This window comes from Pseudoxanthomonas sp. F37 (assembly GCF_022965755.1).
Classification (GTDB): Bacteria; Pseudomonadota; Gammaproteobacteria; order Xanthomonadales; family Xanthomonadaceae; genus Pseudoxanthomonas_A.
In genome coordinates this window covers 3,822,966-3,845,998 of sequence record NZ_CP095187.1, presented here as the reverse complement: position 1 = coordinate 3,845,998, position 23,033 = coordinate 3,822,966, and the positions used below count along the sequence as shown (strand labels likewise).

Here is a 23,033-nt window from a genome sequence, read left to right as displayed (position 1 = left end):
TTTCCATTTACTTGTTAACCATCGTGATAAAGGCGTGTAGAAACTTCAGGTAAATCCATTTATTCGAGCAAAATCGAGATTACTTTCTTCAGAAAGGTGACTTTCTTCTGTTGTGAGCTTCTTAACGATTCTTTACAAGGGAAGGCAAGCCGCTTTAGGCGTTGGCCGTGCGGCTGAACCCCTTTCCGGAGAGAGAATCCATGAAAGCGCGTCGCCAAAAACTGGCTTCGGCCATCCAGCTCGCAGTGCTGTGTGCTTTTCCCGCGATCGCCGTGGCCCAGGAAGCCACCACCCTCGACACGGTCACCGTGACCGGCAGCCGCATCAAGCAGTCCAACGCCGTGACCGCGCAGCCGGTGTTCGTGCTGGACCGCGAGAAGATCGCCCAGACCGGCGTGCAGAGCGTCGGTGAAATCCTCCAGCAGCTCACCGCCGGCGGCAAGGCGCTGAACGCGAAGTTCAATTCCTCGGGCAACTTCGGTTATCCCTCCGATGGCGGCGGCATCGGCGCCGGCTCCGCGCAGGTCGACCTGCGCCACCTCGGCTCGCAGCGCGTGCTGGTACTGGTGGACGGCATCCGCTGGGTCAACGAATCGTCCGCGTCCGGCGTCAGCGGCAGCGCCGACCTCAACACCATCCCGCTGGCCATCGTGGACCGCATCGAAGTGCTGGAGGACGGCGCCTCGGCCATCTACGGTTCCGACGCCATCGCCGGTGTGGTGAACATCATCACCCGCAAGAAGTTCGATGGCGTCGAGGTCCACACCTACTACGGCGAATACAGCCGCGGCGGCGAGACCACCGAGGCCTCGCTGACGCTGGGCGGTGGCGGCGAGCGGTTCAACGGCGTGTTCTCGGCCAGCTACTACGAGCAGAAGCGCATCAGTGCGGGCGACTGGGAGCAGTCCGCGTGGCCGGAGCCCGGCGCGGGCCTGGCCGCAGGCAGCTCGGCCATCCCGCAGGGCCGCTTCACGTTCTGCGACCCGGCGCGGCCGGTGGGCAGCTATGGGTCGTGCACGCCCAGCGAGGAGTTCTTCTACGACCTGGCCCTGGACGACGGCACCACCACGCCGGTCTGGAATCCGGCCGATCCCTCGTCCGGCACGTACCACGACTTCACCGGGGCCGACCGCTTCAACTTCGCGCCGTACAACCTGCTGCTGACACCGAGCAAGCGCAAGTCGATGTTCGGTTCGGTCAACTTCGACCTGACCGACAACGTGCGCCTGCACGCGAAGATGCTCTACAACAATCGCCAGTCGGCCAACCAGGCCGCGCCCGAGCCGATCTTCGTGGGTCCGTACGCCGGCACCGGCGGCATCGCCGACACCATCATGATTTCGGCGGCCAATCCGTACAACCCGTTCGGGATCGACCTGATTCCCGGGCAGAACTTCGGCTGGATCACCAAGCGCCCGGTGGAAGTCGGCCCGCGCATCTTCAACCAGGACGTGGACACCACCTACTTCAACATCGGCCTGGATGGTCTGTTCAACGTCGGGGACCGCAGCTTCAGCTGGGATGCGAACTACGTGCATGCCGAAAACAAGGCCGAGCAGGTGTTCCTCAATGGCTACAACATGGCCAACATCGCGCTGGCGCTCGGCGATCCGGCCGTCTGCGCCGCGGTGCCCGGCTGCGTGCCGCTGGACCTGTTCGGCGGGCAGGGCCGGCCGATGACGCAGGAGATGATCGACTGGATCCGCACGCGCCAGATCGACAGCAGCAAGCAGGTGCTGGACATCGCGTCGGCCAACCTGACCGGCGACCTGTTCGGCATCGGCGAGCGCACCGCGCAATTCGCGGCCGGCGTGGAGCATCGCCGCTACAAGGGCGAGTTCAATCCGGATCCGCTGCGGCAGACCGGCGAGTCGCAGGATTCCTTCGCCGCGCCGGTGTCGGCCGATTACGACGTCAGCGAGGTCTACACCGAGTTCAACTTCCCGGTGCTGGCTTCGCTGGACCTGAGTGCCGCGGTGCGATTCTCCGACTACTCCACCTTCGGCAACGAGACCACGGGCAAGCTGGGCTTCCGCTTCCAGCCGATCGAGGACCTGGTGTTCCGCGGCACCTACTCGCAGGGCTTTCGCGCGCCCAACCTGGGTGAGCTGTACGGCCTGACCCAGTTCGGCGCGACGCTGGTCGATCCGTGCGGCCCGACCGGCTCGCCGGTGGTGAACACCGCCGACGGCATCTCGCCGGGCCTGGAGGCGGCGTGCGTGGCGCAGGGCGTGCCGAACAATTTCGAGCAGGCCAATACGCAGATCACCACCTTCACCGGCGGCAACCCGGATCTCTCGCCCGAGAAGTCCGACAGCTACACGGTGGGCGTGGTGTACAGCCCGGGCTGGGCGGAGGGGCTGTCCTGGTCCGACAAGCTGGACTTCGAACTGAGCTACTACCACCACAAGATCGATGATGCGATCGCCCCGCGCGACATCCAGGCCCTGCTCAATGCCTGCCTGGCGGCCGGTGGCCAGGATCCGGCGCTGTGCTCGCCGTTCACCCGCGGCAGCAGCGGCAATCTCAACCCGCCGGAGAACTTCCTGGACAACCTGGCCACCATCGAGACCGATGGCCTGGACGTGAAGGTCAACTGGGCCGGCCCGGACTGGGGCTGGGGCGTGCTGACCGCGGCGCTGCAGGCCACCACGGTGTTCAACTACGAAGCGGTGGACATCGACGGCAACCGCTCGCAGCGGCAGGTGGGCTGGGAAGTGTCCGACAGCGCCATTCCGCGCTGGCAGGGCAACCTGCAGTTGGGTTGGAAGCGCGGCAATTTCGACGCCACCTGGAACGTGCGTTACATCAGCGCGGTGAAGGAAGACTGCGGCAACGCCGTCATCTCCGCCGTGCCCGGCTGCCTCAACGACGAAGGCATCAATACGCTGGGTTCCACCACCTACAACGATGTGCAGTTCGGCTGGAAGGACGCCTTCGCACTGACCGGCCTGAAGCTGTCGCTGGGCGCCAACAACGTGTTCGGCAAGGAGCCGCCGGTGTGCGTGACCTGTTCGCTCAACGGCTACGACGCCGGCACGTACGACCTGCCGGGCGCGTTCTGGTACGTGAGCGCGGACTACCGGTTCTGAGGATCACCCGGGGTTGCTGCACAGGAGAGCCGCCTATGGGCGGCTCTCCTGCTTTCGGGCGAAGGCAGGCGCGACGATCGGTCGCGGGGGCAGGGCCTGCCCGACCGGTTGAAAAATGAGACTCATTCGCATCTAATGTGAGGCCTCGGGCCCGATGCCGCTCATCCACGCCATGCGGCGGAGCGTCCGGCCCCCTCTCCCACGTCTCCCCAGGTCCTCTCGATGCAGCGTTCGTCCTCCCTCTGCCCGTCCTCCCTCCCCCATCGTGCCCCGCCTGCGCTGTCGCGGGGCCGACTGCAGGCCGCGATCGGTCTGGCCGTCATCTGCCTGGCCGGCGCCGCGCAGGCCTCGCCGCAGCAGGCGGATGCCCCTGAGGGCGGGGCCAGCGCCACCGACCTGGACACGGTGCTGGTGGTGGGCCAGCGTGCCAACCGGGTCAGCAACGGCGCCACCAACCTGGACCTGGCCATCAAGGAAACCCCGCAGTCGATCAGCGTGGTCAGCAGCGAGCAGATGCGGCAGTTCGGCACCGACAGCCTCAATGAAGCCCTGCGCCTGGCCACCGGCATCCAGGTGGAGGAATGGGAAACCAACCGTACCAACTTCACCGCGCGTGGCTTCGATATCGCCAACACGCAGATCGACGGCGTGGGCCTGCCCAACAGCTGGGGCATCGTCACCGGCACGCAGGACACCTTCGGCTACGAGAAGCTGGAAGTGATCCGGGGCGCCAACGGCCTGCTGACCGGCGTGGGCAATGCCGCCGGCACCATCAATTACGTACGCAAGCGCCCGACCAACGACGCGCAGGGCTCGCTCGGCGTCAGCTACGGCTCCTGGGGCACGGCGCGCGCGGAAGTGGACTACTCCACGCCGTTCACCGAGAACGGAACCTGGGCCGGCCGCGTGGTGGCCGCGCACGAAGAAGGCGATTCCTACCTGCGCGGCAAGGACGATACGCGCGACTTCCTCTACGGCGTGATCGATGGCCAGATCGGCGAGAACGGCACGCTGACGCTGGGCTACTCCTGGCAGCAGGGCAAGACCGACGGCAACATGTGGGGCGCGCTGGGCTTCATGTACAGCGACGGCACCCAGGCCGAATGGGACCGCGGTGCGTCGACCACCCAGGACTGGACGTACTGGGACACCACCACCAGGACCGGCTTCGTCGAGTACGCCCATCAGCTGGGCGAAGACTGGCAGCTGAAGCTGTCCTACAACCGCCGGGACATCCGCAACGACGAAAAGCTGTTCTACGCCACCGATCTCGCGGGCGCCGGCATGGACCCCGCGACCGGCCTGGGCCTGCAGGGCTATCCGTGGGGCGGCGCCGACACGTTCACGGCCGATCTGCTGTCGGCCACCTTCAATGGCCGCTTCCAGATGCTGGGTCGTGAGCACGAGGCCATGTTCGGCATCAGCTGGTCGAAGAGTGAAACCGTCAGCAGCCAGTACGCCGGTGCGCTGTGCGACGGTGCGCCGTGCGGCTACATCCCCATGCCGGCGTTTCCCTGGCCGGGCGACTACATCCCCGAGCCGGTCTGGGGCGATCTGTCCGTCTACAGCACATTGAACGAGCGCCTGAAGCGCGCCTACGGGGCGACCCGTCTGGCGCTGACCGATCGCCTGAAGGCGGTCGTCGGCTTCAACTGGGCCGAGTACCACCGCGATGGCGCGAACTACGGCGTGGCCTTCGACCAGACCGAACGCAAGACCAGCCCCTACGCCGGTCTGACGTTCGAATTCACCCCCAACCTGCTGGGCTATGTCAGCTACTCGGACATCTACCAGCCGCAGAGCCAGTCCGATGCCGACGGCGTCTACCTCGATCCGACCAAGGGCTCCAACTACGAAGTGGGCGTGAAGGCAGACTGGCTGGACAAGCGTCTGCTGACCACGCTGGCGGTGTTCCGCGCCGAACAGGACGGCCTGGCCACCGGCGCCGGCTACAACGACCTGGGCCAGTACTACTACGAAGGCGTGGATGTCGAATCCAAGGGCGTGGAGTTCGAAGCCACCGGCAAGGTCAGCGACCACGTGGACGTGGTGTTCGGCTACACCGCGCTGAAGCTGACCGGACAGGATGGCGACGACACCTACCGCTGGGTGCCGCGCCGCACCGCCAACTTCATGGTGAGCGGCCGCCTGCCCGCGTACACGGCGCTGTCGTACGGCATCGGCGGACGCTGGCAGAGCGAGATCTCCAACGTCGAGAGCAGCGGCTTCAGCGTGCGCCAGGACAGCTACGCCGTGGTCAACGGCTTCGTGGCGTGGGACTTCGTGCCCAACGCGACGCTGCGCCTGAACGTCAACAACGTCGGCGATGAGAAATACATCAACACGCTGCGCTACAGCGGCTACTACGGCGCGCCGCGCAACTACACGCTGAGCCTGAACTGGCGGTTCTGAACCGCAGGTCGTCTTCCCATCGAGACACGAGCCATCGCCATGTCCCGCACGATCCCCGATTTCCCCGCGCCGCGCCTGCAACTGGCGGCCCGCATCGCGGCCGCCGTCTTCGGTGGTTACGTGTTCACCTGGGGCGTCATCGCCGCCGGCGCCAGCCTGATGTTCGCCGCCGGCATGGGCTTCCATGACGCCGAGTTCCTCGCCAGCCTGCTGGGCGTGCTGGCGTTCGTCGCGGTGTTCCTGTGGGCGTTCGCGGCGCGCCGGCTGTGGGTGGTATGGGCCGTGCTGGCGGGCGGTGGCGCGGTGCTGTCGGCCCTGGGCTCGTTCGTGCAGTCGTTGCTGGTATGAAGCGGAGGACGTCGCCGTGATGCAGAGCTTCCGCCAGGCGATGGCCTGGCTGCATACCTGGTTCGGGCTGGTCCTGGGCTTCGTGCTGATGGCCGCGTTCTTCTTCGGCGCGCTGTCGGTGTTCGACCGCGAGATCGACCGCTGGGCGATCCCGTCCACGCGCTTCCAGCCGCAGCCCATGCCGTCGTACGAAAAGATCCTGCGCCCGGCGTTCGAGCGCATGCAGCCGCTGCCGGCCACCGTCGATGCGATGCGCCCACGCGTGAACGGCCCCATGCCCGGGCGTTTCGACACCGTGGTCAGCTGGAGCGCGTACACCACGCACCGCGATCCGGTGCTGCAGCTGTTCGCCGGCTACGAAGTGCCCAATGCCAAGGATCCGGAAGAGGCCATCTGGGCCGAGGCCACCATCGATCCGCGCGACGGCACGCCCTTGCCGAACGATCGCCTGAAGGTCGGCAGCGGCTTCTTCTACCCGATGCACTACGGACTGACCCTGGACTGGAAGAACCTGGGCATCTGGATCGTCGGCTTTTCGGCGCTGATGATGCTGGTGGCCCTGGTCACCGGGGTGGTGATGCATCGCAGGATATTCCGCGAGTTCTTCACCTTCCGGCCCGGTAAGGGCGGCCTGCGCAGCGTGCTGGACCTGCACAACCTGACCGGGGTGGTGGCGCTGCCGTTCCATTTCTTCTTCGCCTTCACCGGGCTGCTGATCTTCGCGGCGACGTACTACTTCCCGCTGGGCCATACCCAGCTGCACGACCTGCACGACCTGCATGCGGAAGTGGAGGCGCGCGAAACCGGCCTGCCGCACCAGCGCGCCGGCATACCGGCGGGCCTGGCCAACGTCGACGCGATGGTGGCCGAAGCCCAGCGCCGCTGGCGGGCGAACGACAAGGCCGGCGAGGTCGGCTTCCTGGTGCTGCAGCATGTCGGCGACGCCAACGGCTATGTCAGCGTGTATCGCGCCGGCACCGACCGCATCGCCCTGGTCGGCGACGGCATCCATTTCAAGGCCTCCACCGGCCAACTGATCCGCGAGGACCCTGCGCCCACGGCGACCGGGCGCGTGGCCGAGTTCCTGACCGGCCTGCACCTGCAGCACTTCCGTCACTGGCTGCTGCGCGGGATGTACGTGCTGGGCGGGTTGCTGGGCGCGGCGTGCATCGCCACCGGCTTCCTGTTCTTCGTGGAGAAGCGCAAGCGCCAGCATGCGCGCCAGGGGCAGCAGGGTGCGCGCGTGGTCGATGCGCTGGCGGTGACCACCGTGACCGGCATGGTGCTGGCGGCGCTGGGCATCCTGGTGGCCAACCGGCTGCTGCCGGAAGACCTGCCGGCACGTGGCGATTGGGAACGGTATGCGTTCTGGGTGACCTGGCTGCTGGCCCTGCTGCATGCGGCCTGGCGCAGCGCGCCGGTCGCGCGGGGCCTGGCCAACCCGGCGTGGCGCGAGCAGTGCGTGGCGATCGCCGTGCTGGCGCCGATGGCAGCGGTGCTGAACTGGATCACCACCGGCGACCATCTGTTGCGCACGGTCGGTGAAGGGTACTGGCCGGTGGCCGGCGTGGATCTTGCGCTGCTGGTCAGCGGCGCCGTGGCCGCGCTGACGGTGCGCGCGCTGAAACGTCGTGCGCTCGCCGGTCCCGTCCCGTCGATCGCGGGTGCGGAGACGGGGCATGCCTGAGTCCGCCACCGCCGCCCTCCTGCTGCTGGCGGCACTGTCGGCCAGCGTCGCCGGCATGGGCTGGCTTGCCCTGTCCATGCCCGTGCACGCACAGCAGGCGGGGATGGCGCCGCTCTCCCCGGCGGCGCGGCGCGCGCTCAGGATTGCCGGCGCCGTGGCCCTGCTGGTCGCACTGGCCTTCTGCCTGGCCGTCGATCACGCGACCATGGCCAGCCTGGTCTGGGTGATGGGCCTGACCGCCGCCGCCGTCGGCGTGGCGATGACGCTGGCCTGGCGGCCGCGCTGGTTGCGGGTGCTGGTGCCGTGGGCGAGATGGCGCACGGCGCGCGGCTGAAGTCGGAATTCGAAGGTGCAGCCAACCGGCTGCCAGTGACGAAGCGCCGGCTCAGCGCAGCGCGCTGCCGGGGACGTCGATGTCCATCGCCAGTGCCAGGTGGTCGGAGTTGGCCGCGGGCATGGCGCGCGCGTTGTCGGCGGCCAGGCCCTCGCTGACCAGGATGTGGTCGATGGCGCGCTGCGGGCGCCAGCTGGGGAACGTGGGCACGCAGAACGCCGGCGGGCGCAGGCGGGTGCGCTTGTACAGCAGGTCCATCTCCGGCGTGTCGGGCACGCAGTTGAAGTCGCCCATCAGCACGGCGTGGGGATGGTCCGACAGCAGTTCGCCGATGAAGGCCAACTGCGAACGGCGCGAATTCGCGCCCAGCGAGAGATGCGCCACGGCCACCGTCAGACCTTCCGCGCCCTCGCCGAAGCGGGCCATCAGCACGCCGCGGCCGCTGATGCGGCCGGGCAGGCTGTGGTCGGTGACCTCGACCGGCTCCAGCCGGCTGAGCAGGCCGTTGGCGCTGCCGGCCACCCGCGCGACATTGCGGTTGGGCTGGTGCGTCCAGTAGTCGAAGCCGGCGCGCTCGGCCAGATAGTGGGTCTGGTTGGTGAAGCCCGAGCGCAGGCTGCCGGGGTCCGCTTCCTGCAGGCCGACGATGTCGTGCTGGCCGGCCAGTTGCGCGATGGCGTCCAGGCTGCCGCGCTTGTTGCCCGTCGGCAACGCATGCGACCAGCTGCGGGTCACGTAGTCGCTGTAGCGGCGGGTGCTGGAGCCGGCCTGGATGTTGGCGCTGAGCACGCGCAGGCGGCGCGCGGCGGCAGGAGCGGATTCGGTCATGGAAGTGGGGGCTTCCGCGCGCCTCAGCGCTTGGCGCGCTCCATCGCGATCAGGTGGTCGGTGATGCGCAGCACATCGTCCCAGCTGCTGCCGCCGGTCACCCGGTACTTGCCGTTCACCACAAGGGTCGGTGTGCTGGAAACGCCCGAGCGCTGCGCGAACTGCATGCCGCGGCCCATCTTGGCGTTGGTCGCGAAGCTGTTCATCAGGGCGACGAATTCCTGCGGATTGGCGCCGTAGCCGGCGTAGAACTTGGCCAGCTGCGCGGGATCCGCCGGCGGCTTGCCTTCGCCGGGCAGGGTGCGCTGCAGGTGGATGGCGCTGAACACGGCATCGTGGGTCTTGTCGACCAGGCCCTTGGCCTCGGCGGCATAGAAGGCCTTGGCGTAGGGTTCCCAGGCCTTGCCGAAGGCCACCGGCACGTAGCTCACGCGCACGTCGGCCGGCAGCCGGGCCTTCCATGCGGCCATGCGCGGGGCGAACGCGCCGCAGGCCGGGCAGACGTAGCCGAACACTTCGACCACTTCCACCTGGCCGTTGAGCGGGGCATAGGGCTGGCCACCAGCGATTTCCTCGTAGTCGCGCCCGGCGACTGGCGCCGGACCTTCCGGCGGAACGACGGGATTGGTATTGGCGGCCGCTGCCGCGCCCGCATCCGGCGCGGTGCCGGCGGCCGGCGTGGCGGCATCGACGGGCGCAGCGGAGGTGTCGGCCGGCGGCGGCGCGGCGGTGTCGGCCGGGGCCGTGGCGGCCGGCGCATCGCCCGTCGGCGTGGTGTCGGTGGATGGCTTGGGTCCGCAGGCGGCCAGCACCGGCAGCAGCAGGGACAGCATCAAGGCGTGGCGGAATTTCATCGCGCGTGCTCCAACGGGTCGAAAGAAGAGGGGCGCCGGCCGGGCCGGGGATGGGACATTCTGCATGGCGCCCGCAGGGGCCGCCATGACGGGATCGTCACTTGCGGGCGCGCTCGCGGGCCACCAGCCGCTCGGCGATCTTCAGCATGTCGCCGTAGGTGCGGCCGCCGATGACCCGGTACCTGCCGTTGACGATGATCGTCGGCGTGCCCTCGACCCCCGCCGCGGCGACCCAGTCGCGGGCCTTGGCCAGCTGTGCATCCACGTCCGGCCCGAGCAGGGCCGCCATGAACCTGGCACGGTCGACACCCTGGCTGGCATAGAACGTGGCGATCTCCTCGGCGGAGGCGTTCTGGATGGGCAGGGCGCCGGTCTTGTGCAGGGCGTCGAACACGGCCTGGTGGGTGCGCGGCTGCACGCCCAGCTGCTGCGCGGCGAAGAAGGCGCGGGCATAGGGAATCCAATAGCCACCGAAGGCGGCGGGCACCGGCGTCAGCTGCACGTCGCGGGGCAGGGTCTTCTTCCACGCGGCCAGGGTGGGTTCGAAGTGCGCGCAGTGGATGCAGGTGTAGCCGAACACCTCGGCCACTTCGATCTTCCCCTTGGCCGGTGCGAACGGCATGCCTTCCGGAATCACCTGGTAATCCTGCCCTTCGACCAGCGGCGCGGGCGCCGGCGCCGCGGCCAGCGCAGTGGCCGGCAGCAGGGCCAGCAGGGTGATCAGCACGGGCAGCAGGCGGGACGCCATGGGCATTCTCCATCGCAGGAAAAAGAAACGCCGGCCATGGTGGGGCCGGCGCAATGAACAGGAGCTTGCACTTCCGACCGCACGGGGCGGCGGAAGTTCGCGGGGTTACTTGCCGCCGGCCTTCGCCGCGGCCAGGTCGTCGGCGCGCGCGTGCAGGCCCTGCAGGTAGCTGGCGAGCGCCTGGATTTCCTGCTCGGTCAGCGGACCCGCCACCTGGGCCATGATGTTGAAGTGGGCCGGGTCCTTCAGCGTGGTGGTGCCGGCCTTGTATTCGGTCAGGCGACGGACCGTGTAGTCCTGCATCTGGCCGCCGATGTGCGGGTAGGCCGGGCCCGGGTTGCCGGCACCGGTCGGGCCGTGGCAGGCCATGCAGGCCGGCACGCCGCGCTTGGCGTCGCCGTTGCGGTACAGCTGCTGGCCGACTTCATAGAACTTCATGCCCTGGTACGGACCGTCCGCCACCAGGCTGTCGTCGGCCAGGCCGGCACCGGACTTCTGGGTGGCGAAGTACGCGCCCACGTCGCGCATGTCCTGCGCGTTGAGGGTCTGGGCGAACGGCGCCATCACCGCGGCCATGCCGGTGTTGCGCTCGCCGGAGGCGAACAGCGCCAACTGCTGGGCGATGTAGCGCTCGCTCTGGCCGGCCAGGCGCGGGTACTGCGGGTCGCTGGGGTTGCCGTCGGCGCCGTGGCAGGCCGCGCAGGCGGCCGCTTTGGTCTGTCCGGCCTTGGCGTCGCCCCAGGTGGTCTTGGCCAGGTTGATGTCGAGCGGCGCGGTCTCGACCGGCGCATTGTCCGGCACCGGGACCACGGTGGTCTGTGCAAAAGCGACTGCGCCCACGGCCAACACGGCCAGTCCGGCAAGTCCCATAACGCGAGCGTGGCGCATGCTAAAGCTCCGAAACCCTTGACTGATGCGGCGCCCGAGGCCACCGCGAAACCCGCGAATTATCGTCGCGGCCGGCCGTTGCGGTCAATTCAGCCGCGCATCCGGCCCGCCCGTGCGATCCTAGCGGCATGTCGAACCCGCTCAATCCCGCCCAGTACCTGCTCTCGGCGCACACCACCCGGCAGTTGCCGGCCGATGGCGGCATGGAGGTGGCTTTCGCCGGCCGGTCCAATGCCGGCAAGTCCAGCGCCCTCAATGCGCTGACCCACCGCAATGGCCTGGCCCGGGTGTCCAAGACGCCCGGCCGCACCCAGCAGCTGGTGTTCTTCCAGGTGCAGCCCGACCGCTACCTGGTGGACCTGCCCGGCTACGGCTACGCCAAGGTGCCGCAGGAGCTGCAGGCCCACTGGCAGGCCTTCATCGACCAGTATTTCCGCACCCGCGAGGCACTCCGGGGCCTGGTGGTGGTGATGGACATCCGCCATCCGCTGAAGGACTACGACCGCCAGATGCTGGGCTATGCCGTGCAGCGCGGCCTGCCGGCGCACGCCTTGCTGACCAAGGCCGACAAGCTGGGGCGCGGCCAGCAGGGGCAGGCATTGCAGGCGGTGAAGAAGGAACTGTTCTCCTCTTTCGGCGACACCGTCGGCGTGCAGACGTTCTCGGCCGAGTCCAAGCAGGGCGTGGAAGAGGCCCGGGCCGTGGTGGCCGGCTGGCTGGGACTGTAGCCGCTAGATCGAGACGTGGAACAGGCGGCCCACCAGCGCGGCCGCGCCCATGGCCATCGCCCCCCAGAACCCGACCCGCCACGCGCCGCGCAGCACCGGCGCGCCGCCTACGCGCGCCGCCAGGCCGCCGGACAGCAGCAGGCCGACGAGGGTGGCGGCGGTGGTGACCATGGCCACCTTGCCCGCCGGTGCCAGCACGGTGGTGGCGATCGGCAGCAGCGCGCCGACGGTAAAGGCGGCGGCGGACGCCAGCGCCGCCTGCACCGGACGCGCGCGCAGTTCCTCGGTGATGCCCAGCTCGTCCCGCATGTGCGCGGTCAGGGCGTCGTGCGCGGTGAGTTGCTCGGCCACCTGGCGCGCCAGCGCCGGCTCCAGTCCACGGCCGACGTAGATCTGGGTGAGCTCGGCCAGTTCGCCATCGGGCATGTCGCGCAGCTCGCTCTTCTCCAGAGCGAGGGCGGCGGCTTCGGCGTCGGCCTGCGACTGCACCGAGACATATTCGCCGGCCGCCATCGACATGGCGCCGGCGACCAGGCCGGCGACGCCGGTCAGCAGGATGGTGGAAGGCGTCGCCCCGCTGGCGGCCACGCCCACCACCAGGCCGGCCACCGAGACGATGCCGTCGTTGGCGCCCAGCACGGAAGCGCGCAGCCAGCCGACGCGGTCGGTGCGGTGCAGTTCGCGATGACGCGTGGCCGGAGTACGTGGATGGCGTGGCATGCCGACAGCGTACGCCGGTCCGCCCTCGTGCGTCGACCGGGCGCCATCCTCTCCATGGATGGGATGCTGCGGCGTTTCCGCGGCAATGATCGCGTGCGGGCGGTCACGTTATAGTGCCGGCCTTGCGATGGGGCCCGCGCGCCCAGTGTCGCGTCCGCCTTTGCGAGCCTTGCCCTTGTCCAGTCCCAGCCACGTCGCCGACACGCCCATCACCGACCGCGCCCAGCTGGTGGACTACATCGCGGCCGGTGAGAAGCCGCGCGCCGACTGGCGCATCGGCACCGAGCACGAGAAGTTCGGTTTCCGCCTGGACGATCTGCGCCCGCCGACCTTCGACGGCGACCGCGGCATCGAGGCGCTGCTGAAGGGCTTGACCCGCTTCGGCTGGGACGCCATCGAAGAGAAGGGCCGCGTGATCGCCCTGTCCAAGGACGGCGCCTCGGTCACCCTGGAGCCGGCCGGCCAGCTGGAACTGTCGGGCGCCGCGCTGGAGACGCTGCACGAAACCTGCGTGGAAGTGGGCACGCACCTGCGCGAGGTGAAGCAGGTGGCCGACGAGCTGCAGCTCGGCTTCCTCGGCATGGGCTTCCAGCCCAAGTGGCGCCGCGACGAGATGCCGTGGATGCCCAAGGGCCGCTACCAGATCATGAAGGCGTACATGCCCAAGGTCGGCCAACTGGGCCTGGACATGATGACGCGCACCTGCACCGTGCAGGTCAACCTGGACTACGCCAGCGAAGCGGACATGGTGAAGAAGTTCCGCGTGTCGCTGGCCCTGCAGCCGGTGGCGACGGCGCTGTTCGCCGACTCGCCGTTCACCGAGGGCAGGCCGAACGGCTACCAGAGCTACCGCTCGCACATCTGGACCGATACCGACGGCGACCGTACCGGCATGCTGGACTTCGTGTTCGAGGACGGCTTCGGTTACGAGCGCTACGTCGACTATCTGCTCGACGTGCCGATGTACTTCTCCTATCGCGACGGCATCTACCACGATGCCAGCGGCAAGTCGTTCCGCAAGTTCCTGCGTGGCGAGCTGGACGTGCTGCCGGGGGCGCTGCCCACGCTGCGCGACTGGTCCGACCACATGACCACCGCCTTCCCCGAAGTGCGGATGAAGAAGTTCCTGGAAATGCGCGGCGCCGACAGCGGCCCCTGGAACCGCATCTGCGCCCTGCCCGCGTTCTGGGTGGGCCTGCTGTACGACGATGCAGCGCTCGACGCGGCCTGGGACCTGGTCAAGGATTTCTCGCTGATCGAGCGCCACGCACTGCGCGACGGCGTGCCGAAGCACGCGCTGAAGCTGCCGTTCCGCGGCGGCACCGTGCGCGACCTCGCCCGCGAGGCGGTGAAGATCGCCATCGGCGGGCTGCAGCGCCGCGCACGCCTCAACAGCAAGGGCGTGGACGAAGCCGGCTTCCTCGACGCGCTGGTGGAGATCGTCGAGGCGAACCAGACGCCGGCCGAGCGCAAGCTGGCCCTGTTCAATGGCCCGTGGCAGGGCGATATCGACCGCGTCTTCCGCGAATTCGCGTACTGACCGCACTCCGGTTAGGCTGGGCCTTTCCACCGGGGGAAGGTCGATGCGGACGGCGAACTGGTTGAGTGCGTGCGGGATGGCGGTCTGGCTGGCGTTCGCGCCGCTCGCGCAGGCGCAGCGCGCGGCGATGGTGGGCGGCACCCTGGTCGATGGCACCCTGAGCGATCCGATCCGCGACAGCGTCGTCCTGATCGAAGGCCAGCGCATCGTCGCGGTAGGCACGGTGAAGACGCTGCCCGTGCCGGCGGACGCGACCGTCATCTCGACCGAAGGCATGACCGTGATGCCGGGCCTGTGGGACATGCACGTGCACCTGATGATCAACGGGCATGCCGACTACGAGCACTGGGACAGGACCTATCCCGCGCAGTTCCGCGACGTGATCATGCCGGCCTCGGCCAGGCAGCTGCTGCTGGCCGGCGTGACCGGCGCGCGCGACCTGGGCGGCCCGCTGGAGGACAGCATCGCCGTGCGCGATGCGATCAACAGCGGGCGCATTCCCGGGCCCACGCTGTTCGTGTCGGGTCCCTTCATCCAGAAGAAGCCGTACCCCGGCACCGAGCAGTTCCGCTGGGGCGTCGACTCGCCCGCCGATGCGCGCGCCAAGATCCGGCGCATCGCCCAGGCCGGCGTGGACGTGGTGAAGCTGATCGACCAGGACGGCATGAGCGATGCCGAGCTGGCCGCCATCGTCGACGAGGCCCACCGGCACGGGCTGCCGGTGGTCGCGCACGCGCACCGGCCGGAAGAGATCCGCCGCGGCCTGAAGGCCGGCGTGGACTGCTTCGAGCACACCGGCCTGGCGGCATCGCCCGAATACCCGCCGGACGTGATCGCGGCCCTGCGCGAGCGCACCGGCAACATGGCCTCGGGCCCGCTGTTCTGGACGCCGACCATCGAGGGGCTCTACAACTTCCCGTACACGGTGAAGAACCACGAGTTCATTGACGGCAGCGACTGGCACGTGGGCCTGACGCCGGCGATCATCGACGACATCAAGCAGTCGCTGGAGCATCCCGAGCGCATCGGCTACTTCCAGCAGACCCCGCAGCGCTGGCCCACCCTGCAGCGCAAGTTCCAGCAACTGCGCGAGAGCGGCGCCCTGCTGCTGATCGGCACCGATTCCGGCATCCCGATGAAGTTCCACAGCGGCAGCACTTGGAACGAGCTGGACGTGTGGGTGAACAAGCTCGGTGTGCCGGCGATCGATGCCATCCGCGCGGCCACCTACTGGCCCGCCGTGGCGATGAAGGCCGACAAGGACTATGGCACCGTCACCGAAGGCAAGTACGCCGACATCATCGCGGTGAAAGGCGACGTGCTGAAGCAGGTGGCGCTGCTGCAGCGGGTCGACATCGTGATCAAGCACGGCCAGCGGGTGAAGTGATCGCGCGGCGCCGGAGCGCCACGCGGCAGCCATCACGGCTCAGTAGCGCGCCGCGGTCAGCGGCGCATCCGCCCATTGCCAGGCGACGGCCTGGCGGCGCGTCGTCTCGCGTGCGGCATCGGCCTGCCCGAACTTCTGCTGCGCCTGCGCCAGGCCGAACAGCGACCATCCGTTGTGCGGATAGGTCTTCAGGTCCTGGGCGAATACCTCCGCCGCCGCGCCCGCGTCACCTGCCTCCAGCAGCGCGGCCCCCAGGTAGGGCCGGACCGGCAACGGCCAGTCGGCGGGTTCGTTGTAGGCCAGCGCATCCTCGGCGGTGGCCGCTTCGCGCAGCGCGGCGATGGCGGCGTCCTGCCTGCCCTGCGCGCGCAACAACTCGCCGCGCAGCAGGGCGTCGGCCACGCGCAGTACGGCTGCGGCGTTGTTGATGTCGAAGAAGCTCACTTGCGCCATGGCCGGATCCAGCGCGATCGCGTGCAGGGCTTGCGCCTCGCGCGAGGCCTGGTCCAGCGCGCCCTTGCGTGCGTGGGCCAGGCCGCGCGCGAAGTGGCGGATCGCGGTCGGATAGGGCAGCGCCGGTGGCGGCGAGGCGTCCGCCAGGATCGCGTCCCAGTCGCCGAAACGCACCTGCGTGAACCAGGGCGCCACCACGAACTGCTGCATGAACTGCATCGGCGCTTCGCCCATCGCGGCGCGGTCCGCGCGCTGCGCCGTCTGTCCCGCCGCCTGCAGCGCCAGCGTGCGCGAGCCGGTCAGGCCGGTGGTCATGGTGGCAAAATGCCAGTTGTGCGGCACGTAGCCCAACGGATACACCCCGTTGCTGCCGCGGCACACCGCCAGGAAATCCTTGTCGGCAGTGGTCGCGGCGAAGTTGGTCAGGGTCGCGTCGTGGTAGCGGCCAACGCGGATGTAGGTGTGCGCGGGCATGTGTACCAGGTGGCCGGATCCCGGGGCCAGCGCGGCCAGTGCGTCGGCATAGGGCAGGGCGCGCTCGGGCGTGGGCGAGGCCTCGGTGGCATGGATGTAGTAGTGCATCGCACCGATGTGGCGCGGATTGCGCGCCAGCACGCGTTCCAGTTCGCCCACCAGGCGTGGCGTGTGCTCGGCCGGCGTACCGTCCGCCGCCCAGTACGCCCAGGGCGACAGGTCCATCAAGGCCTCTGCGTAGAGGGTGGCCGCGTCGTCGTCTTCGGGAAACTGTTCCACCACCCGCGCCAGCGCGTCGGCATAGGCGCGGTCGAGCGCCGAGCGGTCATCAGGCGCCGGATCGACGTAGCGCGCCTGCAGCGCCTGGATCAGGGCGCGGTCGGCGTGACGCGCCGATGCCGCCAGTGCGGCGGCGCGCGAGGCCAGCGCCGTGGCGTCCTTGGCCAGGGAGGGGTCCATCGGCAGGTTGATGTTGGGCCCCAGCACCAGCGCCTGGCCCCAGACGCACATCGCGCACTGCGGATCCAGGCGTGCGGCTTCGGCAAACGCGCGTCCGGCCGCTTCGTGGTTGAAGCCGTAGGCCATGCGCAGGCCCTGGTCGAAATAGCGCTGCGCCTCCGGCACGCGGGTGCCCACATCGCGATGCAGGTCGCCGAAGCCGTCGAACAGCGGCGGGACTGCGGCGTCCGGCGAGGGGGCGGCCAGCGTCGCGTTGTCCGCGCGGCGCTCGCAGCCCGACAGCGCGCAGGCGAGCAGGGCCAGGCACAGGAATCGATGGATCATGGCGACCTTCCGATGGACTACACCCGAGAGCCAACGTGGGCCGCAGGACGTGCTCGGACACCGGAGGCGGCTGGCAGGGCGCGTTTCGGACGAACGGCGCCGGGCGGCCCTACGCCGTCGCGCCGTCCAGGGGCTTGTGCATGCAGGTCGCCGACGCCGGACACAGTGCGCGGAACTCGGCACATTCCTGCAGGGCGGGCGGTGCTTCGCCGCGTGGGATCACGGCATAACCGGCCTTGGCGAAGAACGCTTCGGCAGTCTGCGTCAGCAGCACCAGCTCACGCAGCCCATGACTGCGTGCCGCGGCTTCCACCACCTCGACCAGCCGCTGCGCACGTCCGCTGCCGCGGTGCGCGGGAGCGACCACCAGTGAGCGCAGCAGGCCAGCGTCGCCATGCCGTTCCAGACCGATCGCCGCAATGATGCCGTCTGCCGCTTCGTCCACCCAGAAGTCGATCCGCGAGGCTCCAATATCCGTCGTGGGCAGGGCCGCGCCGGCAAGCAGCGCGGTGATGGCGGGCAGGTCTTCCGCGCGGGCGCGGTGGATGGCGTTCATGCAGGCGTGGATCCGTGTCTGGCGGAGAGGGCGAAGAGGCGGCAACCCGGTGCCATCGCATGCCCTGCCTTACCCGACTGAGGTATCGGATGCAGTGCGGGGCAATGCCAGGGAGACCAGGGCTGCAAGGATGATCAGCACGGCGGAAATCAGCAAGCAGGCCTGCAGTCCCCAGCGCTGGAAGACCCACCCCGACAGCACGGTGCCCAGCAACCGGCCCAGGGCGTTGGCCATGTAGTAGAAGCCGACATCCAGCGACACGCCGTCCTCGTCGGCGTAGCTGACGATCAGGTAGCTGTGCAGGGCGGAATTGAGCGCGAACAGCACGCCGAAAACGCCCAGCCCCACCACCAGCACGCCGGCGGGCTGGACGCCCTGCACGAGCAGCGCCGCCATGGCCGCCGGGACGGTGGCCAGAACCACCGCCCAGCCGGTGGCGGATCGGCCGTCCGGAATCCTGCGCGCCCGGTGCCCGGTGATGGACGGCGCGAACGACTGCACCAGGCCGTAGCCGATGATCCACGCCGCGAGGAATCCGCCCACCTGCCAGAAATCCCAGCCCAGCGTGGAAGCCAGGAATACCGGCAATGCGACGACGAACCACACGTCGCGCGCGCCGAACAGGAACATGCGCGCGGCCGACAGCAGGTTGATGGCGCGACTCTTGGAGAAGATGTCCCGGAACTTCGGCTTGGCCTTCGCTTTGCCCAGGTCGCGCGTGAGCAGGACCATGCTCGACAGCCATACCAGCAACAGGACAGCCGCCATCGCCGCCACGGCGGCCGGAAAACCGACCGTGGTCAGCAGCGCCCCGCCCAGGAAGAACCCCACGCCCTTCAGCGCGTTCTTCGAGCCCGTGAGCGCCGCCACCCAGCGGTACAGGGTGCCCTGCTGGCTGTCGGGCACCAGCAGCTTGATGCTGCTCTTGGCGCTCATCTTGTTGAGGTCCTTGGCGATGCCGGACAGCGCCTGCGCTCCCATGACCCAAGGGACCGTCAACCAGGCCGCGGGCACCAGCAGCATCGACAATGCCACCACCTGCATCGCCAGCCCGATGTTCATGGTCCGGTTGAGTCCGATCCTGGCGCCCAGCCACCCTCCCACCAGGTTGGTGACCACACCGAAGACTTCGTAGAACAGGAACAGCATGGCGATCTGCAGCGGGCTGTAACCCAGCTGGTGGAAGTGCAGCACCACCAGCATGCGCAGCGCGCCATCGGTCAGGGTGAAGGCCCAGTAGTTGCCGGTGATCAGCGCGTACTGGCGAACATCGGCCGACAGGCGCGCACGCATGCCGTCAGCCCGCCTTGCCGACCAGGCGCACGAGCTCGGCGGTACGGTTCACGTAGCCCCACTCGTTGTCGTACCAGGCGTACACCTTCACCTGCGTGCCATTGATCACCAGGGTGGACAGCGCATCGACGATGCTGGAACGCGGATCGGTCCGGTAGTCGATGGACACCAGCGGGCGCGTTTCATAGCCCAGGATCCCCGCCAGTCCGCCCTCGGCCGCGCGCTTCAACAGTGCGTTCACTTCCTCGACCGTGGTCGCGCGCTCCACCTCGAACACGCAGTCGGTGAGCGAGGCATTGGTCAGCGGCACGCGCACGGCATGTCCATTCAGGCGGCCCTTCAGCTCGGGAAAGATCTCGGCGATGGCGGTCGCCGAGCCCGTCGAGGTCGGGATCAGGCTGCTGCCGCACGCACGTGCGCGGCGCAGATCCTTGTGCGGCGCATCCACGATCACCTGGGTATTGGTCAGGCTGTGCAGGGTGGTCAGGCTGCCGTGGCGGATGCCGAGGCCTTCGTGGATCACCTTCACCACCGGGGCGAAGCAGTTGGTCGTGCACGAGGCGGCGGAGACGATGCGGTGCTGCGCGGGATCGAAGCGGTGGTGGTTCACGCCGACCACCACGTCCAGCACGCCGGGCGACTTGACCGGGGCGGTCACCACCACGCGCTTCACGCCCTGGTCCAGATAGGGTTGCAGCACATCGGGTTTGCGGAATTTGCCGGAGGATTCGATGACCACGTCGCAGCCCGACCAGTCGGTCGCCGCGATGTCCCTGTTACGCGCCACCGGAATGCGTGTGCCGTCGATCACCAGCGCTTCGCCGTCGGCTGTGATCCCGCGGTGCCAGCGGCCATGGATCGAATCGAACTCCAGCAGGTGCGCCAGGGTGGCGGCGTCGCCGGCGGGGTCGTTGATCTGGACGAACTGGAGGTCGGGAGAGTCCCAGGCCGCACGCAGGGTGAGGCGGCCCATGCGGCCGAAGCCGTTGATGCCAACGCGGATGCTCATGGAAGGTTCTTGGGTGGAGAAGGAATCGAAGCGGGATGTGGGGTTCAGGACGATCTGCCGATCTCGCGCACCCGCGTCTCCAGCGCCAGGCGGTCCAGCGCTTCGGGCTTGAGCGCAAGCAGCAGGGTGATGCGGTGCTGCAGCAGGTGCAGGGCATGGGCGAAGGCGTGGCGGACCTGCTCCGGTGAACCGGTGACGGCGGCGGGATCTTCGACGCCCCAGTGCGCGGTGACCGGGTGGCCGGGCCACACGGGGCACGCTTCGCCGGCCGCCTTGTCGCAGACGGTGATGATCAGGTCCATCGGCGGCGCATCCACGCCCGCGAATTCGTCCCACGGCTTGCTGCGCAATGCGGCCGTCGGCAGGCCGGCGTCCTGCAGGATCTGCAGCGCGACCGGATGCACGCGGCCGCGTGGATGGCTGCCTGCGCTGTAGGCGTGGAAGCGGCCCTTGCCCAGGTGGTTGGCCATGGCTTCGGCCATGATGCTGCGGGCGGAATTGCCGGTGCACAGGAACAGCAGGTTGTAGGGGCGGTCCATGGGCGTGTCCTGAAGGAAGAGGGATGGATGCGAGGCAGGAAATCAGGCGCGGCGTTCGTACCAGGGCTTCGACACATTGACGAGGCGGACCACGGACAACATCACCGGCACCTCCACCAGCACGCCGACCACCGTGGCCAGCGCCGCGCCGGAATGCACGCCGAACACGCCCACCGCCGTGGCCACGGCCAGTTCGAAGAAATTGCTGGCCCCGATCAGCGCCGACGGTCCCGCCACGCAATGGGCCACGCCCAGCCGGCGGTTGAGCCAGTACGACACGCCGGCGTTGAAGTACACCTGGATCACGATCGGCACGGCCAGCATCGCGATGACCAGCGGCTGGTCGACGATCTGGCGGCCCTGGAAACCGAACAGCAGCACCAGCGTGAGCAGCAGCGCGCCCAGCGATACCGGCCCCAGCCGCTTGAGCAGTGCCTGCAGCGCGGCCTCGCCGCCGCGGCGCAGGACCCATCCGCGCAGCATCGCCGCGACGGCGACGGGCACCACGATGTACAGCGCCACCGACAGCATCAGCGTCGCCCATGGCACGGTGATGGACGAGATGCCCAGCAGCAGGCCGACGATGGGCGCGAAGGCCACCACCATGATGGCGTCGTTCAGCGCGACCTGGCTGAGGGTGAAGCGCGGTTCGCCCTCGCACAGGTGGCTCCACACGAACACCATCGCCGTGCACGGCGCGGCCGCCAGCAGGATCAGTCCGGCCACGTACGAATCGATCTGCGCCGCAGGCAGGTGATCGGCGAACACATGGCGCACGAACTGCCACGCCAGCAAGGCCATCGAGAACGGCTTGATCGCCCAGTTCACGAACACGGTGACGCCGATGCCCTTCCAGTGCCGCTTCACCTCGCCCATCGCACGGAAGTCGATCTTCAGCAGCATCGGGACGATCATCAGCCAGATCAGCACCGCCACCGGCAGGTTCACCCTGGCGATTTCCGCCGCCCCCAGCGTGGCGAACGCGCCCGGCAGCCGATAGCCCAGCACCGTGCCCACTCCGATGCAGCCCAGCACCCACCAGGTCAGGTGGCGCTCGAAGCCGCCCATGCGGCGCGACAGCGGAGGCGCGGCAGCCGCTGTCATGCGCAGCCTTCGGGACCGCATGGCGCAGCGGGCGCGCACTGCGCCGTGTCGCCGCCGCAGCAGTTGCGGGTCAGGAATTCGATCAGCTCGTTCATCGCGCCGAAGTCCGCGCGATAACAGACATTGCGGCCGCGCGCCTCGCTCTGCACCAGCCCGGCGGCCACCAGTTCCTTCAGGTGGAACGACAGCGTGGCCCCCGGAAGCCCCAGCGATTCGGCGATCTCGCCGGCCATGCGACCCGACGGGCCAGCTTCGACCAGCAGGCGGAAGACCGCCAGGCGGGTGGTCTGGCCCAGGGCGGCCAGGGCAACGGTTGCGTTTGTTATTTCCATAATTCTAGAATAATCGAACAGTCACAGCCTAACAAGCCGACATGACAGTTCCATTGCCGCCACAGCTCGCCCCCGAAGCGCTCGACATTCCCGATGCCGACAAGCTGGCCATCGCCGGTTCCGGGCACCCGCCGCGCATCCTGATCCTGTACGGCTCGCTGCGCCCGCAGTCCTTCAGTCGCAAGCTGGCGCTGGAAGCGGAGCGGCTGTTGCGCCACTTCGGCGCGGAGACCCGCGTGTTCCACCCGCACGAGCTGCCCATCCTGGACAGCGTGGGCGCGGACCATCCGGAGGTGCAGCGGCTGCGTGCGTGGTCGCAGTGGTCCGAGGGCCAGGTCTGGGTCAGTCCGGAACGCCACGGCACCCTGTCGGCGGTGTTCAAGAACCAGATCGACTGGCTGCCGCTGTCCGAGGGCAGCGTGCGTCCCACCCAGGGCCGCACCCTGGCGGTGATGCAGGTGTGCGGCGGTTCGCAGTCGTTCAACGTGGTCAATGCGTTGCGCGTGCTGGGCCGCTGGATGCGCATGGTCACCATCCCCAACCAGTCGTCGGTGCCGAAGGCCTGGCAGGAATTCGATGAAGCAGGCCGCATGAAACCCTCGCCCTACTACGACCGCGTGGTGGACGTGATGGAGGAACTGGTGAAGTTCACCCTGCTGGTGCGCGACCGCAGCGACTACCTGACCAGCCGCTACAGCGAACGCAAGGGCGACTTGGCCGCGCGCGCGGCAACGGAAGCGTCCGGGGTGGTCGAGGCCTCACGGCCCGTCGCAAGCCCGGTGCTCGCCCCGCGGGACGGGACGGCCGCCGTGTCCGCAAAACCCTGCTGCGGACCGGCCTGCTGCGCGTCTACCTAGCGGCATCCCGGTGATCGGAAGTCCAGAGTTGGGCCCCCTCGGGCAGGCATAGTTGGGCCATAGCAGC

The 23,033-nt window shown here is 68.7% G+C and carries 21 protein-coding genes; 9 read left to right on the top strand and 12 right to left on the bottom strand.

What is annotated here, in order from left to right:
• The first annotated feature begins 200 nt into the window (after positions 1-200).
• From MUU77_RS17900 to MUU77_RS17880, 5 genes are all read left to right on the top strand, one after another.
• Complete coding sequence (locus MUU77_RS17900; RefSeq protein ID WP_245089828.1) at positions 201-3,092, top strand: TonB-dependent receptor; 2,892 nt, start codon at positions 201-203, stop codon at positions 3,090-3,092.
• 222 nt (positions 3,093-3,314) lie between these two features.
• On the top strand, positions 3,315-5,504 hold the full coding sequence (locus MUU77_RS17895; RefSeq protein WP_245089826.1) for a TonB-dependent siderophore receptor: 2,190 nt from the start codon (positions 3,315-3,317) through the stop codon (positions 5,502-5,504).
• A 39-nt stretch (positions 5,505-5,543) separates the two neighbouring features.
• Complete coding sequence (locus MUU77_RS17890; protein ID WP_245089824.1) at positions 5,544-5,852, top strand: iron uptake protein; 309 nt, start codon at positions 5,544-5,546, stop codon at positions 5,850-5,852.
• Between the two features lie 19 nt (positions 5,853-5,871).
• Positions 5,872-7,539: a PepSY-associated TM helix domain-containing protein gene (locus MUU77_RS17885; RefSeq protein WP_245094657.1), complete on the top strand. Its 1,668-nt coding sequence runs from the start codon at positions 5,872-5,874 to the stop codon at positions 7,537-7,539.
• Positions 7,532-7,873 (top strand): DUF3325 domain-containing protein, encoded by a 342-nt coding sequence (locus MUU77_RS17880; RefSeq protein ID WP_245089822.1) that lies wholly within the window; start codon positions 7,532-7,534, stop codon positions 7,871-7,873. Before MUU77_RS17885 ends, MUU77_RS17880 begins: the two co-directional genes overlap by 8 nt.
• 51 nt (positions 7,874-7,924) lie before the next feature.
• Here MUU77_RS17880 and MUU77_RS17875 read toward each other — a convergent pair whose 3' ends face one another.
• The 4 genes from MUU77_RS17875 to MUU77_RS17860 all read right to left on the bottom strand — a co-directional run bounded on the left by MUU77_RS17875 (position 7,925) and on the right by MUU77_RS17860 (position 11,191).
• Positions 7,925-8,701, bottom strand: coding sequence for an endonuclease/exonuclease/phosphatase family protein (locus MUU77_RS17875; RefSeq protein ID WP_245089820.1), 777 nt, complete (start codon positions 8,699-8,701; stop codon positions 7,925-7,927).
• Between the two features lie 23 nt (positions 8,702-8,724).
• Entirely contained in the window at positions 8,725-9,555 is an 831-nt protein-coding gene (locus tag MUU77_RS17870) for a thiol:disulfide interchange protein DsbA/DsbL (RefSeq protein WP_245089818.1), read from the bottom strand.
• 97 nt (positions 9,556-9,652) lie between these two features.
• The gene (locus tag MUU77_RS17865) at positions 9,653-10,309 is read right to left on the bottom strand and encodes a thiol:disulfide interchange protein DsbA/DsbL (RefSeq protein WP_245089816.1); all 657 of its coding nucleotides are present in this window, start codon (positions 10,307-10,309) and stop codon (positions 9,653-9,655) included.
• 99 nt (positions 10,310-10,408) lie between these two features.
• A complete protein-coding gene (locus tag MUU77_RS17860; protein WP_185894839.1) occupies positions 10,409-11,191 on the bottom strand; it encodes a c-type cytochrome in 783 nt (260 codons plus the stop codon).
• Between the two features lie 128 nt (positions 11,192-11,319).
• Between MUU77_RS17860 and yihA the strand changes: the two genes are divergently transcribed.
• Complete coding sequence (gene yihA, locus MUU77_RS17855) at positions 11,320-11,919, top strand: ribosome biogenesis GTP-binding protein YihA/YsxC (protein WP_245089814.1); 600 nt, start codon at positions 11,320-11,322, stop codon at positions 11,917-11,919.
• Positions 11,920-11,922: 3 nt separating this feature from the next.
• Here the strand turns inward: yihA and MUU77_RS17850 are convergent, their stop codons facing one another.
• Entirely contained in the window at positions 11,923-12,639 is a 717-nt protein-coding gene (locus tag MUU77_RS17850) for a VIT family protein (protein WP_245089811.1), read from the bottom strand.
• A 175-nt stretch (positions 12,640-12,814) separates the two neighbouring features.
• Between MUU77_RS17850 and MUU77_RS17845 the strand changes: the two genes are divergently transcribed.
• Complete coding sequence (locus MUU77_RS17845; RefSeq protein WP_245089808.1) at positions 12,815-14,179, top strand: glutamate--cysteine ligase; 1,365 nt, start codon at positions 12,815-12,817, stop codon at positions 14,177-14,179.
• A gap of 43 nt (positions 14,180-14,222) precedes the next feature.
• Positions 14,223-15,566, top strand: coding sequence for an amidohydrolase family protein (locus tag MUU77_RS17840; protein ID WP_245089805.1), 1,344 nt, complete (start codon positions 14,223-14,225; stop codon positions 15,564-15,566).
• A gap of 39 nt (positions 15,567-15,605) precedes the next feature.
• Here the strand turns inward: MUU77_RS17840 and MUU77_RS17835 are convergent, their stop codons facing one another.
• The 7 genes from MUU77_RS17835 to MUU77_RS17805 all read right to left on the bottom strand — a co-directional run bounded on the left by MUU77_RS17835 (position 15,606) and on the right by MUU77_RS17805 (position 22,109).
• Positions 15,606-17,276, bottom strand: a complete 1,671-nt coding sequence (locus tag MUU77_RS17835) for a tetratricopeptide repeat protein (protein ID WP_245089802.1) — start codon at positions 17,274-17,276, stop codon at positions 15,606-15,608.
• Positions 17,277-17,385: 109 nt separating this feature from the next.
• Positions 17,386-17,832 carry an arsenic resistance N-acetyltransferase ArsN2 gene (gene arsN2 / locus MUU77_RS17830; RefSeq protein WP_245089799.1) on the bottom strand — a complete coding sequence of 149 codons (447 nt, stop codon included), beginning with the start codon at positions 17,830-17,832 and terminating at the stop codon, positions 17,386-17,388.
• A gap of 69 nt (positions 17,833-17,901) precedes the next feature.
• A complete protein-coding gene (gene arsJ / locus MUU77_RS17825; protein WP_245089796.1) occupies positions 17,902-19,125 on the bottom strand; it encodes an organoarsenical effux MFS transporter ArsJ in 1,224 nt (407 codons plus the stop codon).
• A 4-nt stretch (positions 19,126-19,129) separates the two neighbouring features.
• Positions 19,130-20,134 carry an ArsJ-associated glyceraldehyde-3-phosphate dehydrogenase gene (locus tag MUU77_RS17820; protein WP_245089793.1) on the bottom strand — a complete coding sequence of 335 codons (1,005 nt, stop codon included), beginning with the start codon at positions 20,132-20,134 and terminating at the stop codon, positions 19,130-19,132.
• A 44-nt stretch (positions 20,135-20,178) separates the two neighbouring features.
• On the bottom strand, positions 20,179-20,673 hold the full coding sequence (locus tag MUU77_RS17815; RefSeq protein ID WP_245089790.1) for an arsenate reductase ArsC: 495 nt from the start codon (positions 20,671-20,673) through the stop codon (positions 20,179-20,181).
• 42 nt (positions 20,674-20,715) lie between these two features.
• The gene (gene arsB, locus MUU77_RS17810) at positions 20,716-21,741 is read right to left on the bottom strand and encodes an ACR3 family arsenite efflux transporter (RefSeq protein ID WP_245094654.1); all 1,026 of its coding nucleotides are present in this window, start codon (positions 21,739-21,741) and stop codon (positions 20,716-20,718) included.
• 32 nt (positions 21,742-21,773) lie between these two features.
• Positions 21,774-22,109: a metalloregulator ArsR/SmtB family transcription factor gene (locus tag MUU77_RS17805; protein WP_245089787.1), complete on the bottom strand. Its 336-nt coding sequence runs from the start codon at positions 22,107-22,109 to the stop codon at positions 21,774-21,776.
• 41 nt (positions 22,110-22,150) lie between these two features.
• Between MUU77_RS17805 and arsH the strand changes: the two genes are divergently transcribed.
• Positions 22,151-22,966, top strand: coding sequence for an arsenical resistance protein ArsH (gene arsH, locus MUU77_RS17800; protein ID WP_245089785.1), 816 nt, complete (start codon positions 22,151-22,153; stop codon positions 22,964-22,966).
• The last annotated feature ends 67 nt before the right edge of the window (positions 22,967-23,033 follow it).